Annotated in this window: 8 protein-coding genes, 3 tRNA genes and 3 rRNA genes; all 14 read left to right on the top strand. The window is 51.4% G+C overall.

Going from position 1 to position 14,064, the window contains the following annotated elements; translation table 11 throughout:
* The first annotated feature begins 35 nt into the window (after window positions 1-35).
* The 14 genes from BLP78_RS00740 to BLP78_RS00675 all read left to right on the top strand — a co-directional run bounded on the left by BLP78_RS00740 (window position 36) and on the right by BLP78_RS00675 (window position 14,026).
* Window positions 36-112: transfer RNA gene (locus tag BLP78_RS00740), tRNA-Pro, on the top strand.
* A gap of 108 nt (window positions 113-220) precedes the next feature.
* The gene (surE, locus tag BLP78_RS00735) at window positions 221-961 is read left to right on the top strand and encodes a 5'/3'-nucleotidase SurE (protein WP_090455367.1); all 741 of its coding nucleotides are present in this window, start codon (window positions 221-223) and stop codon (window positions 959-961) included.
* Between the two features lie 87 nt (window positions 962-1,048).
* Window positions 1,049-1,684: a protein-L-isoaspartate(D-aspartate) O-methyltransferase gene (locus BLP78_RS00730; RefSeq protein ID WP_371128842.1), complete on the top strand. Its 636-nt coding sequence runs from the start codon at window positions 1,049-1,051 to the stop codon at window positions 1,682-1,684.
* Window positions 1,685-1,791: 107 nt separating this feature from the next.
* Window positions 1,792-2,760 (top strand): peptidoglycan DD-metalloendopeptidase family protein, encoded by a 969-nt coding sequence (locus tag BLP78_RS00725; protein WP_090455599.1) that lies wholly within the window; start codon window positions 1,792-1,794, stop codon window positions 2,758-2,760.
* 7 nt (window positions 2,761-2,767) lie between these two features.
* Window positions 2,768-3,724 carry an RNA polymerase sigma factor RpoS gene (gene rpoS / locus BLP78_RS00720; RefSeq protein ID WP_176752748.1) on the top strand — a complete coding sequence of 319 codons (957 nt, stop codon included), beginning with the start codon at window positions 2,768-2,770 and terminating at the stop codon, window positions 3,722-3,724.
* A gap of 231 nt (window positions 3,725-3,955) precedes the next feature.
* On the top strand, window positions 3,956-4,387 hold the full coding sequence (locus tag BLP78_RS00715) for a group III truncated hemoglobin (RefSeq protein ID WP_090455362.1): 432 nt from the start codon (window positions 3,956-3,958) through the stop codon (window positions 4,385-4,387).
* Window positions 4,388-5,164: 777 nt separating this feature from the next.
* Window positions 5,165-5,782: a superoxide dismutase gene (locus BLP78_RS00710; RefSeq protein ID WP_090455595.1), complete on the top strand. Its 618-nt coding sequence runs from the start codon at window positions 5,165-5,167 to the stop codon at window positions 5,780-5,782.
* A gap of 18 nt (window positions 5,783-5,800) precedes the next feature.
* Window positions 5,801-7,006, top strand: coding sequence for a tyrosine--tRNA ligase (gene tyrS, locus BLP78_RS00705; RefSeq protein ID WP_090455360.1), 1,206 nt, complete (start codon window positions 5,801-5,803; stop codon window positions 7,004-7,006).
* Between the two features lie 297 nt (window positions 7,007-7,303).
* Window positions 7,304-8,839: ribosomal RNA gene (locus tag BLP78_RS00700) — 16S ribosomal RNA — on the top strand.
* A 124-nt stretch (window positions 8,840-8,963) separates the two neighbouring features.
* Window positions 8,964-9,040 (top strand) — tRNA-Ile (locus BLP78_RS00695).
* Between the two features lie 6 nt (window positions 9,041-9,046).
* A tRNA-Ala gene (locus tag BLP78_RS00690) sits at window positions 9,047-9,122 on the top strand.
* A gap of 395 nt (window positions 9,123-9,517) precedes the next feature.
* Window positions 9,518-12,407 (top strand): 23S ribosomal RNA (locus BLP78_RS00685).
* 182 nt (window positions 12,408-12,589) lie between these two features.
* Window positions 12,590-12,702 (top strand): 5S ribosomal RNA (rrf, locus tag BLP78_RS00680).
* The 16S, 23S and 5S rRNA genes sit together here with 2 tRNA genes alongside, the layout of an rRNA operon.
* A 313-nt stretch (window positions 12,703-13,015) precedes the next feature.
* Window positions 13,016-14,026 carry an AAA family ATPase gene (locus BLP78_RS00675; protein ID WP_256329924.1) on the top strand — a complete coding sequence of 337 codons (1,011 nt, stop codon included), beginning with the start codon at window positions 13,016-13,018 and terminating at the stop codon, window positions 14,024-14,026.
* Window positions 14,027-14,064: the final 38 nt, after the last annotated feature.

Here is a 14,064-nt window from a genome sequence, read left to right as displayed (position 1 = left end):
CCTAACCTCTTGGCTTATTGTTATAATTCCATGTTCGGGGCGTAGCGCAGCCTGGTAGCGTACTTGCATGGGGTGCAAGTGGTCGGAGGTTCAAATCCTCTCGCCCCGACCAATCAAGCTTACGGGTTGATTGATTCTGTCGCATATTGCGGGCTTATCAGCACCGCTTGCGAATGTTTTTCTCCCGCCAAGCAAAAAAATTACTTGGGTAACTGTTCGAATGCGCATATTGCTCAGTAACGACGATGGGTATTTTGCGCCAGGTCTCGCCTGTCTCGCCGAAGCGCTTTCCGTTATTGCAGATATCATCGTGGTTGCACCGGAACGCGACCGGAGTGGCGCCAGCAACTCTCTTACGCTCGATCGGCCCCTGAGTCTCCGCAAATCCCATAATGGATTCTTTTATGTCAATGGCACGCCCACGGATTGCGTGCACCTGGCTGTCACCGGTATGCTCGACACATTGCCGGATATGGTGGTGTCCGGGATAAATGATGGCGCCAACATGGGTGACGACACGATTTATTCCGGTACCGTAGCTGCCGCGACGGAGGGTTTCCTGCTGGGCATCCCTTCTATTGCCGTCTCTCTTGCCAGCTTTTCCACCGGTAATTTCTCCACCGCCGCGCGTATAGCGACTGAAATGGTGCAACGTTTCCAAAACGACAAGCTTCACGGGACGGTATTGCTGAACATCAATGTACCCGACATACCGTACGACGAATTGCAAGGCATGGAGGTTACCCGGCTTGGCCGTCGGCATAAGGCGGAGCCCGTGGTCAAATCGCGGAGCCCGCGCGGGAATACCGTTTACTGGGTAGGTGCAGCCGGGCCTGCTCAGGATGCGGGAGAGGGCACGGATTTTCTCGCCATTCAGCGTAACCGTGTATCGGTGACCCCGCTGCAAATTGACTTGACACGATATGGGCAGTTGGATGCCGTAAAAGAGTGGTTGAAATAGCAGCACAGCATTTCGGTTATTGTGCATGGTTGAACACCACCTGTTCAAGGTATCGCTAATTTGAACACCCACTACTCCGGTATCGGCATGACGTCGGCGCGTACCCGCGCGCGCATGATCGAGCGTCTGCGCGCGCGGGGCATCGTTGATGAAGTGGTGCTGGCGGCAATGAGCGCCGTTCCTCGCCACATCTTCGTCGAGGAAATCCTGGCAAACCGTGCTTATGACGATGTGGCATTGCCTATCAATTTCGGCCAGACCATTTCGAGTCCATTTACCGTAGCGCGTATGAGTGAGCTGCTGCGCGCGGGTTCGGGCCTCGACAAGGTGCTTGAGATCGGCTCGGGCTGCGGCTACCAGACCGCTGTACTGGCGCAGTTTGTGCGGGAGGTTTATTCGATCGAGAGAGTCGGACCCTTGCTTACCCGCACCCGCACTCGTTTGCGACAACTGCGCCTCAACAATGTCCGCCTGAAGCATGCTGACGGCTTGCTCGGGTTGCCCGAGTCCGCACCGTTCGATGGCATTATCTTTACCGCCGCGGCTACACATATTCCAGCAACATTACTTGAACAGCTGGCGATTCGCGGCAGGATAGTTTTTCCCAAGGGAAGCCAGGATCAGTATCTGTGCGTTATCGAACGTAATTTGCAGGGTTATACTGAGACAATGCTGGACGAGGTCAGGTTTGTTCCGATAGTGCCCGGAATCTGGAAACGTTAAACGATGCAAAATAAGAGACGGGAATGAGGCGTGCGAGGATCAGGCAGAAGTATTTGAGCAGTGATGCATTGTGCCGCGAATTTTTCAGGGGGCGTCGTTCATTTCATATGAGCAGTTTTTTTTCTTCAGCCTATTGCCCGCTTCTCGTGTTATGCCTTTTGGTTACGGGTTGTGAATCTACGCCTAATCGCGCGCCGGTAGTCGATCGCGCAACGGTAGAGTCGGAAAATGCCGGTTCCGAGGTATCCACCCGGCGACCTGATGCATACATCATAAAAAAAGGTGACACGCTGTACAGCATCGCGCTGAGCCATGGCATCGATCAGAAGAGTTTGGCGGAATGGAATAATATTTCGGATCCGGGTGCCATTCATGTCGGACAGCAACTTTACTTATCCTCGCCTTCCCTGCTGGCACAGCCAGCATTATTTCCCATCCGGGAAACGACGCTGCCATCCCCGGTCGTAACCACACCTGTCATCGTCTCCCCAAACGTAGCAAAACCTCAGGCCAGCACGGATAAGCTGAAAACAGAACCCAGGGGGTTCAAACTACCCTATTCGGATCAGGCCATCGCACAATTGAAAGGCTTACCGGGCGCACCTCCCTTGGTGGTGCCGGTAAAAGTCGACCCGATGACCGAGAAGAATACCGGTACCGAAATTAATCCAATACCCCCAGCAGCAGAAGACCCCTATGACGGCGATCGCGTCGACTGGATCTGGCCAACCAGGGGCAAAATATTGGGCGTTTTCTCGGAAGGTTCGAAAGGGATCGATATTTCAGGTAATGCCGGCCAGGCAGTAGCCGCATCCGCCAATGGCAAGGTGGTCTATAGCGGTGCCGGACTGCGCGGTTACGGCAAGCTTATCATTATCAAGCATAACAATACTTACCTCAGCGCCTATGCCCACAACAGCAAAATTCTGGTGAAAGAAGGACAAACAGTAGTAAGAGGCCAGAAGATCGCCGAGATGGGAAATACCGACGCGAGTCTGGTAAAGCTTCATTTTGAAATTCGCAAGAATGGAAAACCGGTTGACCCCTTGAAGCATTTACCCGGAATATCAGGATGAGCCCATGATGAATCAGCTACGGTATACCGATGACGAGGAATCCTTTGACAAGATGGATCCTGTGGATCCTGATGATATTCTTGAAATTTCCGAAGCGCCCGCCAGCGCAAACGCCGAGCCTCCAAGCGACTTCCTCCTGACTGATGTCACCCAGATCTACTTCAATGATATCGGCCACAATGCGCTGTTGAGTGCGAAGGAGGAGGCGAAATTGACACGCCTGGTCCGGCAGAATAATTTTGATGCGCGTCAGAAAATGATTGAATGCAACCTGCGTTTGGTGGTCAATATCGCAAAACACTATACCAAGCACGGTGTCGCATTACTGGATCTGATCGAAGAAGGAAATATGGGCATGATGCATGCACTGGACAAGTTCGACCCGGAGCGTGGATTTCGTTTTTCGACGTACGCCACTTGGTGGATACGGCAGAACATCGAACGGTGCATCATGAATCAGTCGCGAACCATCCGTTTGCCGGTGCACGTCATCAAAGACTTGAATATCATTTTACACGCCGCCCGTCATCTGGAAGCGCATACGGGAAAGGAGCCCAAACCGGAGGATGTGGCGCATTTACTCGGACGTCCCGTCAAGGAAGTGCAAAGAATGTTGTCCTTGAACATGAGTATGATGTCATTGGATGCGCCGCTCGATGTCGATCCATTATTATCCATTGGCGATGCGATCGCCGACGATAACAATCCCGGCCCCGATCATATGGTGGAACAGTCTGAGATCAAATGTCGCATTCAGGAATGGCTTAACCGGTTGAATGATAAGCAACGGCTCATCATTGAAAAGCGCTACGGCCTTAACGGATACGAAATCCAGACACTGGAGCAATTGGCGACGAATCTCGATCTCACACGGGAGCGCGTGCGCCAGATTCAGTTGGAAGCACTGCAAACATTGCGGGTAATGCTAAGGTGCGATGGAGTATCCAGGGATGGCGTGTTCTAGATTTCAATTCTTCCAGTTCCGGTATTCTTTTAATATTAAACGGACCGGAATCATTTTGAAGATGTGGTAAACCTGCATTGGCTCTTTACTCAGGCAAACTTGTCACATAGAATGTTGCCTAAAGTACGAGATTGCAATTTTCAATCCTCGCGCCCATTTTTACCCAGGAACCCTAAGCCAGCGACCCCGCCATATAGCTGCGGTAATGATATTTATTATTTTCTGACTACTATGACTACGCCACAACCAGAGTTTATAGCACCCTATCCTGACTTGTGTACCGAAGAGGAAATTTCTCGGCTGGTTCATACCTTTTACGGAAGAGCCAGAAAAGACCCGTTACTGGGCCCGATTTTCGAAGCGCATGTTACCAACTGGGATGCGCATTTTGTGCAGATGATCAATTTCTGGTCGATGAAGCTGCGCGGAACGAGCCATTTTCGCGGCGCTCCCATGCCCAAGCACGTGGCTCTGCCCGGCCTGACTGCCGAATTATTTGAGCGGTGGCTTCAACTATTTCGCGAAACCACCAGTGAGATGGAAAACCGGGATCTGCAGTTCAACGCCGATATGCTGGCATTGCATATCGGTGGCAGGCTGTGGCTGAGATATCAGATAGAGCGCTACCCCGACCGGCAACTGGTTGAACTCCAAGGTGCATAGCGCTTGATAGGCAACGGGTTTTGGCGCACTCCAGCATAGGTGAGGTAGTCGCAACCACCTGCTCATTGCGGTGTGATTTCCGGATGGTTTTCACCACCACGCATTGATTGAAGTTTCTCATCATCCAAGCTCAGGTTTTTCAATCTCTCCGGGTTTAATGCCCCGCGTCTTGGGGACAAAGGTTGGCTGAAAGCCAGCGAATTATAAGAGCGCAGCTAATACCTCGCTGCTTGCGGCGGGGTGCTTTATTTGGCTCGATCGTCCTCTGAATGATTCACCTTCCCAAGTCTTCCATCACATATCCTCAGTTGCGCTCATGACGTGATTTCGGCTGGCTTCACCGCTGTCTGATCTTGGCGTCTGGTGCATTAACGGATTTTGGACAATATTGCCTGAAGCATTAGATCTCTACCTGCTCTCAGCACGACACCAGTGATCGGGTCGGCAGACCGGAAAAATGAGGCGGCGGACTGATCTGTTGGCGCTTCAACTCCATATTCTGCCGAACAGCAGCGCGCTATTTTCCGCTTATTTCGGATATACTTCCTATAGTGTTACCGCCTGATCCAGCTATACCGAAGCCAACCACGATTTCCCTTTTCGATCGGCCATTGTTCATAATGGTCCCGCGAACTGAATCAGAACGCGTTGTTCTCAGGTCATCTTGGTAATAGCGTATCAATCGGTTTTATTTATTCCCCGGAAATAATTTACCGTTCGGTATTTCGCAAAGGGGAACGGATCGGATTTTATGTCACCACACAAGGAGCAAAAATCATGAGCAACCAAAAGACTGAAAGTGCGCCGCATGTTCTGCCACCTTTACCCTATCCGGATAATGCGCTGGACCCCGTCATTTCCGCAAATACGCTGAGTTTTCACTATGGCAAGCATCACAAGACTTATGTCGATAACCTCAACAAGCTGATAGCCGGGACCGAGCTCGAGGATTTATCCCTGGAGGAGATCATTGCTTCGGTGGCAGGCAAGGCCGACAAAGCCGGAATTTTCAATAACGCAGCACAGATCTGGAATCATACTTTTTACTGGAATTCCCTGACGCCTAAAGGCGGTGGTGTGCCTCCGGCAGCGTTGAAGCAAAAAATCGACGTATCTTTTGGTAGCGTCGAAGCTTGCAAGAAAGAACTGGCGACTGCGGCGACAACCCAGTTTGGCAGCGGCTGGGCATGGCTGGTACAGGATGGCGATAAACTCCTGGTCAGCAAGACCGGCAATGCGGATCTGCCATTGACCAAGGGGATAAAGCCCATATTGACGATTGACGTGTGGGAACACGCTTACTATCTGGATTATCAGAATCGTCGTGTGGATTATGTTAATGCCGTGCTGGATAAGCTGATCAATTGGGGTTTTGCAGCGGATAATTGTGGGTAATATACTCCCGGCGTTCCTGTGACAACACAAATTTCAGAACAGCTGGAAATCATCAAGCGTGGTAGCAGCGAGATTCTGCCGGAAGACGAACTAGAGCAAAAGCTTGCTTTAAATCGCCCGCTCAGGGTCAAGGCTGGGTTTGATCCCACAGCGCCGGACCTGCACCTGGGTCATACCGTTCTGCTCAACAAAATTCGCCATTTACAGGACTTAGGGCACCGCGCCCTATTCCTGATTGGTGATTTTACCGGCATGATCGGTGATCCCAGCGGCAAGAATATGACGCGCCCCGTTCTTTCTCGCGAGCAGGTGGCCGAGAATGCCAAATCCTACCAGAATCAGGTCTTCCGCATACTCAGGCCCGAGCAGACCGAGGTGGTGTTCAATTCCAGTTGGATGGATACGCTCAATGCCGCCGATCTGATCAAACTGGCGGCGACACATACTGTTGCACGCATGCTGGAGCGTGACGATTTCGGCAAACGCTATCGAAGTAATAAGGCCATCGCTATTCACGAATTTTTGTATCCATTGATTCAGGGCTACGATTCAGTTGCGCTTGAGGCAGACATCGAACTGGGCGGCACTGATCAGAAATTCAATTTGCTGATGGGCCGGGAATTGCAGAAGCACTTCGGACAATTACCGCAGTGTATTATCACCATGCCGCTTCTCGAGGGGTTGGACGGCATCAACAAAATGTCCAAATCAGCCGGCAACTATATCGGCATTACCGAGAACCCCACCGATATGTTCGGCAAGCTCATGTCGATTTCTGACGAGCTGATGTGGCGATATATCGAGCTATTATCATTTGAGCCGGTCAGTGCTATTCGCCAGTGGCAGCAGGAAGTGAGAAGCGGCCGCAACCCGCGTAATATCAAAGTGATGTTTGCGCAAGAGCTCGTTGCGCGCTTTCACAGCAAACAAGACGCGGAATCGGCATTGGCCGACTTCGAGGCGCGGTTCACGCGCGGCGCGCTGCCGGATGACATGCCTCAGAAGTTGTTGTATACTGACGCTGAAGGGTTGCCGATAACACAGTTGCTCAAGCAAGCCGGACTAACCGCCAGTACCACAGAAGCGCTACGCCTGATCGAACAAGGTGGCGTAAGATTGAATGGCGAAAAAGTCAGCGACAAGACCATCAAGTTGAGTCGTGGTGAAAGCGCAATAGTGCAAGTAGGCAAGCGAAAATTCGCCAGGGTAACGATCTCCTCTTAGCAGAATAAAGAAGTTTGAAATAAACCCTTGACTCTGCTTTTAGTATCCGTATAATGCCGCCTTTCCCTGTGAAGCTTTAAGTTCGCTAAACAGACCGCTCTTTAAAAATTTACAGCCGATAGGTGTGGGCGCTTGAATCGGGACATCTGGTCATATTCGTCTTTCGAGGCGAATATGACTGGAAAATCAAGATTCAAAGTGCTCGCACAATGTAATAAGATTTCAGCCGATATTCTGGTTAATCCGGAATAAAAACTGGAATCATGAAATACGTCAAGCGAGAGTTTTACCAGTATTAAACTGAAGAGTTTGATCCTGGCTCAGATTGAACGCTGGCGGCATGCTTTACACATGCAAGTCGAACGGCAGCACGGGGGCAACCCTGGTGGCGAGTGGCGAACGGGTGAGTAATGCATCGGAACGTATCTTCAAGTGGGGGATAACGCACCGAAAGGTGTGCTAATACCGCATAATCTCTACGGAGAAAAGCAGGGGATCGCAAGACCTTGCGCTTTTGGAGCGGCCGATGTCTGATTAGCTAGTTGGTGAGGTAAAGGCTTACCAAGGCTTCGATCAGTAGCTGGTCTGAGAGGACGACCAGCCACACTGGGACTGAGACACGGCCCAGACTCCTACGGGAGGCAGCAGTGGGGAATTTTGGACAATGGGGGAAACCCTGATCCAGCCATGCCGCGTGAGTGAAGAAGGCCTTCGGGTTGTAAAGCTCTTTCAGCCGGAACGAAACGGTCACGGTTAATACCCGTGATCACTGACGGTACCGGAAGAAGAAGCACCGGCTAACTACGTGCCAGCAGCCGCGGTAATACGTAGGGTGCGAGCGTTAATCGGAATTACTGGGCGTAAAGCGTGCGCAGGCGGTTTTGTAAGTCAGATGTGAAATCCCCGGGCTCAACCTGGGAACTGCGTTTGAAACTACAAGGCTAGAGTGTAGCAGAGGGGGGTGGAATTCCACGTGTAGCAGTGAAATGCGTAGAGATGTGGAGGAACACCGATGGCGAAGGCAGCCCCCTGGGTTAACACTGACGCTCAGGCACGAAAGCGTGGGGAGCAAACAGGATTAGATACCCTGGTAGTCCACGCCCTAAACGATGTCAACTAGTTGTCGGGTCTTAACGGGCTTGGTAACGCAGCTAACGCGTGAAGTTGACCGCCTGGGGAGTACGGTCGCAAGATTAAAACTCAAAGGAATTGACGGGGACCCGCACAAGCGGTGGATTATGTGGATTAATTCGATGCAACGCGAAAAACCTTACCTACCCTTGACATGTACCGAAGTCCGCTGAGAGGTGGATGTGCCCGAAAGGGAACGGTAACACAGGTGCTGCATGGCTGTCGTCAGCTCGTGTCGTGAGATGTTGGGTTAAGTCCCGCAACGAGCGCAACCCTTGTCATTAATTGCCATCATTCAGTTGGGCACTTTAATGAGACTGCCGGTGACAAACCGGAGGAAGGTGGGGATGACGTCAAGTCCTCATGGCCCTTATGGGTAGGGCTTCACACGTAATACAATGGCGCGTACAGAGGGTTGCCAACCCGCGAGGGGGAGCTAATCTCAGAAAGCGCGTCGTAGTCCGGATCGGAGTCTGCAACTCGACTCCGTGAAGTCGGAATCGCTAGTAATCGCGGATCAGCATGTCGCGGTGAATACGTTCCCGGGTCTTGTACACACCGCCCGTCACACCATGGGAGTGGGTTCCACCAGAAGCAGGTAGTCTAACCGCAAGGAGGGCGCCTGCCACGGTGAGATTCATGACTGGGGTGAAGTCGTAACAAGGTAGCCGTAGGGGAACCTGCGGCTGGATCACCTCCTTTCTAGAGAAATTCCTGTTTCAAGCGCTCACAACCTATCGGTTGTCTAAAAAGCAAAGCTAGGGGGCTAAGGAGCCATAGGCTAAATACGACAAAAGCCCATCTCTTTGTTTCCAGGCTCTGTTCGGGGTCTGTAGCTCAGTTGGTTAGAGCACACGCTTGATAAGCGTGGGGTCGGTGGTTCAAATCCACCCAGACCCACCAACTAACGGGGGTGTAGCTCAGTTGGGAGAGCACCTGCTTTGCAAGCAGGGGGTCATCGGTTCGATCCCGTTCACCTCCACCAATTCGGAAATCGGAATTCGCATGAATTCAGTTAGAAAGTAGAAGTAAACGATAACGTTTACTTCTGGTTTTTACCAGCGGCTGTACTTCGGGAATAGAATAGAAAGTATCCGGGTATTTATATTATCACTCCCTGATTCTTTATAAAACTGTTTCTCGACGTTCTTTAAAAATTTGGAAGAAGTAAAGTATTTCATATTCAATGAATACGTGCGTCCTTAATTGGATCATGTGCTCAGGGGATGTGAAATAATGGGTTAGATTGTATCGACTCATCGCGTTTTTAGTCGGACGCGATGTGAGCAAACAACTATAACCAGAAGGTTTGGAAGATAAAACGAAGATTCCGGGTTTCAGGCCGGCTTCCGATTGCTTCCGAAGCCCTTAAGGTTATAGGATCAAGCGAATAAGTGCATGTGGTGGATGCCTTGGCGATTACAGGCGATGAAGGGCGTGGTAGCCTGCGAAAAGCTCCGGGGAGCTGGCAAACAAGCATTGATCCGGAGATGTCCGAATGGGGAAACCCGGCCCGCAAGGGTCAACGTTGGCTGAATATATAGGCCAATCGTGGCGAACCTGGCGAACTGAAACATCTAAGTAGCCAGAGGAACAGAAATCAACCGAGATTCCCAGAGTAGTGGCGAGCGAAATGGGAGAAGCCTCCAATCTTTAGCATTTGAACTAGCCGAACCGTCTGGAAAGTCGGGCCATAGTGGGTGATAGCCCCGTAGGCGAAAGTTTAAATGTGGAACTAGGATTGGGACAAGTAGGGCGGGACACGAGAAATCCTGTCTGAATATGGGGGGACCATCCTCCAAGGCTAAATACTCGTAATCGACCGATAGTGAACCAGTACCGTGAGGGAAAGGCGAAAAGAACCCCGGGAGGGGAGTGAAATAGATCCTGAAACCGCATGCATACAAACAGTGGGAGCGGACTTGTTCCGTGACTGCGTACCTTTTGTATAATGGGTCAGCGACTTACATTCAGTAGCGAGCTTAACCGAATAGGGGAGGCATAGCGAAAGCGAGTCTTAATAGGGCGATTAGTTGCTGGGTGTAGACCCGAAACCAGATGATCTACTCATGGCCAGGATGAAGCGGGGGTAACACCTCGTGGAGGTCCGAACCCACTAATGTTGAAAAATTAGGGGATGAGCTGTGGGTAGGGGTGAAAGGCTAAACAAATCTGGAAATAGCTGGTTCTCTCCGAAAACTATTTAGGTAGTGCCTCACGTATCACCTTCGGGGGTAGAGCACTGTTATGGCTAGGGGGCCGTTTAGGCCTACCAAACCATGGCAAACTCCGAATACCGAAGAGTGCGAGCGTGGGAGTCAGACATCGGGTGCTAACGTCCGGTGTCGAAAGGGAAACAACCCAGACCCTCAGCTAAGGTCCCAAAGACACAGTTAAGTGGTAAACGAAGTGGGAAGGCTAAAACAGTCAGGAGGTTGGCTTAGAAGCAGCCATCCTTTAAAGAAAGCGTAATAGCTCACTGATCGAGTCGTCCTGCGCGGAAGATGTAACGGGGCTCAAACTGTGCACCGAAGCTAGGGATTTACACGTAAGTGTAGATGGTAGGAGAGCGTTCCGTAGGCCTGCGAAGGTGGCTTGAGAAGGCTGCTGGAGGTATCGGAAGTGCGAATGCTGACATGAGTAGCGATAAAGGGAGTGAAAAGCTCCCTCGCCGTAAGCCCAAGGTTTCCTGCGCAACGTTCATCGGCGCAGGGTGAGTCGGCCCCTAAGGTGAGGCAGAAATGCGTAGCTGATGGGAAACTGTTTAATATTCCAGTACCTTTATTCAATGCGATGTGGGGACGGAGAAGGTTAGCTCGGCCGGGTGTTGGACGTCCCGGTTGAAGCGTGTAGACGTGCCGCCCAGGCAAATCCGGGCGGCTTAGTTGAGGCGTGATAACGAAACGCCCTTCGGGGCGCCAAGTGAGTGATACCCTGCTTCCAGGAAAAGCCACTAAGCTTCAGTTGAATGAAGACCGTACCGAAAACCGACACAGGTGGGCGGGATGAAAATTCCAAGGCGCTTGAGAGAACTCAGGAGAAGGAACTCGGCAAATTGACACCGTAACTTCGGGATAAGGTGTGCCCCCGGTACGTGTAGCGCCTCGCGCGTGAAGCGGAAGGGGGTTGCAAAGAAATGGTGGCTGCGACTGTTTAATAAAAACACAGCACTCTGCAAACACGAAAGTGGACGTATAGAGTGTGACGCCTGCCCGGTGCCGGAAGGTTAATTGATGGGGTGCAAGCCCTTGATCGAAGCCCCGGTAAACGGCGGCCGTAACTATAACGGTCCTAAGGTAGCGAAATTCCTTGTCGGGTAAGTTCCGACCTGCACGAATGGCGTAACGATGGCCACACTGTCTCCTCCTGAGACTCAGCGAAGTTGAAATGTTTGTGAAGATGCAATCTCCCCGCGGCTAGACGGAAAGACCCCGTGCACCTTTACTGTAGCTTTACATTGGACTTTGACAATATCTGTGTAGGATAGGTGGGAGGCGTTGAAGTGGGCTCGCTAGAGTTCATGGAGCCGACGTTGAAATACCACCCTGGTATTGTTGAGGTTCTAACCTAGGTCCATTATCTGGATCGGGGACCGTGTATGGTAGGCAGTTTGACTGGGGCGGTCTCCTCCCAAAGTGTAACGGAGGAGTACGAAGGTACGCTAGGTACGGTCGGAAATCGTGCTGATAGTGCAATGGCAAAAGCGTGCTTGACTGCGAGACTGACAAGTCGAGCAGATGCGAAAGCAGGTCATAGTGATCCGGTGGTTCTGTATGGAAGGGCCATCGCTCAACGGATAAAAGGTACGCCGGGGATAACAGGCTGATTCCTCCCAAGAGTTCATATCGACGGGGGAGTTTGGCACCTCGATGTCGGCTCATCACATCCTGGGGCTGTAGCCGGTCCCAAGGGTATGGCTGTTCGCCATTTAAAGTGGTACGTGAGCTGGGTTTAAAACGTCGTGAGACAGTTTGGTCCCTATCTGCCGTGGGCGTTGGAAGTTTGAGGGGACCTGCTCCTAGTACGAGAGGACCGGAGTGGACGCACCTCTGGTGTACCGGTTATGACGCCAGTCGTATCGCCGGGTAGCTAAGTGCGGAAGAGATAACCGCTGAAAGCATCTAAGCGGGAAACTCGCCTCAAGATAAGACTTCCCGGGGGTAAAACCCCCCTAAAGGTTCGTCGAAGACCACGACGTTGATAGGTCGGGTGTGGAAGCGCAGTAATGTGTTAAGCTAACCGATACTAATTGACCGTGAGGCTTGATCCTATAACCTTAAGCAAGGCATGGAATGTGAAGAATAGAGGTTTAATTCATACATATATTCATGTCCGGTAAGTTGTTTGCAGAGATACAAAATAATCCAGATTTACTTCTTCCAGATCATTGGCTTGCGATAGACGCCCAGGACTTCTAGTCATTGGCTTCCGTCGTTTGCCATTAAAGTTACGCTTGGCGGTCATAGCGCTTTGGACCCACCCCTTCCCATCTCGAACAGGGTCGTGAAACGAAGTCGCGCCGATGATAGTGTGTTTTCACATGCGAAAGTAGGTCACTGCCAGGCACCTTATAAAAAGCCCCGTTCCATGAACGGGGCTTTTTTTTTGTGCCCAGGATGGGCGCACACTTGCGTTTACAATTAACCCGGATATTTCATAAATTCGCGTGATGATAGCGCAGAACATTGTTTTTTAAGGAGAATCTGTAGAAGGATGGCATAGTTACTCATACGTCGGACTGAACGAAATTTTCATACGAAACAAAAGATGAGTGAGGTCGCGCGTCAAGTTATGAAACATCCAGGTTAAGGCGAAGTGGCGTAAATGCAGCTGCTATTCTGCTACTTTGTTTAAGGTTTCAAGCCGGGATCGTATATCATGGACATCGGGATTATGGTGAGTAAAATGGCCACGGCTGAACAAATCAAAGCATTACTGAGGAGCCACGCTGATCGCGACGATCAGCGTTTCTACTCTGCTGCTTTGCAGATGGCTGCTCAGGAGGCACGGCAAGGGCATCATAAGCTAGCCGCGGATATCAAGACAATGGTCGAGAAATTCCAAAAAACTGCGAGCTTGAGTCTCGCCACGCCTAAGCCAACTCCGCTATTGCAGCAGCCCAAAGGCGATTTGAGGGGGTTGCTGGAGCTGACTCACTCGCCAGTTCGAAGCAATGAACTCGTTCTGACTGGTGAAGTGCAAGAGCGTCTTGACCAAGTTCTTTTGGAGCAGCGGCAAAAGGACAAGCTTGCGCAGTTCGGCCTTTTTCCCCGGCGAAAGCTGCTCTTTACTGGTTCTCCGGGCACCGGGAAGACCATGTCTGCCTCGGTACTGGCCGCAGAGCTCAAGCTACCGCTTTACACCATTGTCCTAGATAACCTGATTACCCGATTCATGGGCGAGACAGCCGCGAAGCTTCGTTTGGTATTCGATCACATCAAGCAGACTCGTGCCGTCTATCTGTTCGACGAGTTCGATGCCATCGGTACTCAGCGTGGTGCTCAGAACGACGTTGGTGAGATTCGAAGAGTACTGAATTCCTTCCTGTTGTTCGTCGAGCAGGATGACTCCGAGAGCATTATTGTTGCTGCCACCAATCACCCGGAACTTCTCGACAAAGCGCTTTATCGCCGTTTTGACGACATTGTTCGTTTCGAGAAACCTGGCAAGGAACAGGTCAGAAAGTTGGTCGAAAACCGTTTGGCACTGTTCGATATTGGTTCTCTGGCGTGGGACGAGATTACAGCTGCCACAGAAGGACTGAGCGCGGCAGAATTGACTCGCGCTTCCGAGGACGCAGCCAAGGATGCCGTTCTTCACCAAGAGAGCAGGGTCACTACGTCGCTCATTATCAGGGCGATTGAGCGGCGTCATGCTGGCAAAAAATAAGGGGACTCAATGCCGGAGTGGAAGCGACACATCTTGGT

This window comes from Nitrosospira sp. Nsp1, from assembly GCF_900100985.1.
In the GTDB taxonomy this organism is placed as follows: Bacteria; Pseudomonadota; Gammaproteobacteria; order Burkholderiales; family Nitrosomonadaceae; genus Nitrosospira.
Note: the sequence above shows the minus strand (reverse complement) of the source record. Positions and strands in the feature narration are given on the sequence as shown.

Bases quoted from the DNA above. Each gene is read 5' to 3' on its own strand.
- surE (WP_090455367.1), top strand. From the start codon at position 221: ATGCGCATATTGCTCAGTAACGACGATGGGTATTTTGCGCCAGGTCTC.
- BLP78_RS00715 (WP_090455362.1), top strand. From the start codon at position 3,956: ATGACTACGCCACAACCAGAGTTTATAGCACCCTATCCTGACTTGTGT.
- BLP78_RS00710 (WP_090455595.1), top strand. From the start codon at position 5,165: ATGAGCAACCAAAAGACTGAAAGTGCGCCGCATGTTCTGCCACCTTTA.
- BLP78_RS00730 (WP_371128842.1), top strand. From the start codon at position 1,049: ATGACGTCGGCGCGTACCCGCGCGCGCATGATCGAGCGTCTGCGCGCG.
- rpoS (WP_176752748.1), top strand. From the start codon at position 2,768: ATGAATCAGCTACGGTATACCGATGACGAGGAATCCTTTGACAAGATG.
- BLP78_RS00675 (WP_256329924.1), top strand. From the start codon at position 13,016: ATGGACATCGGGATTATGGTGAGTAAAATGGCCACGGCTGAACAAATC.
- BLP78_RS00725 (WP_090455599.1), top strand. From the start codon at position 1,792: ATGAGCAGTTTTTTTTCTTCAGCCTATTGCCCGCTTCTCGTGTTATGC.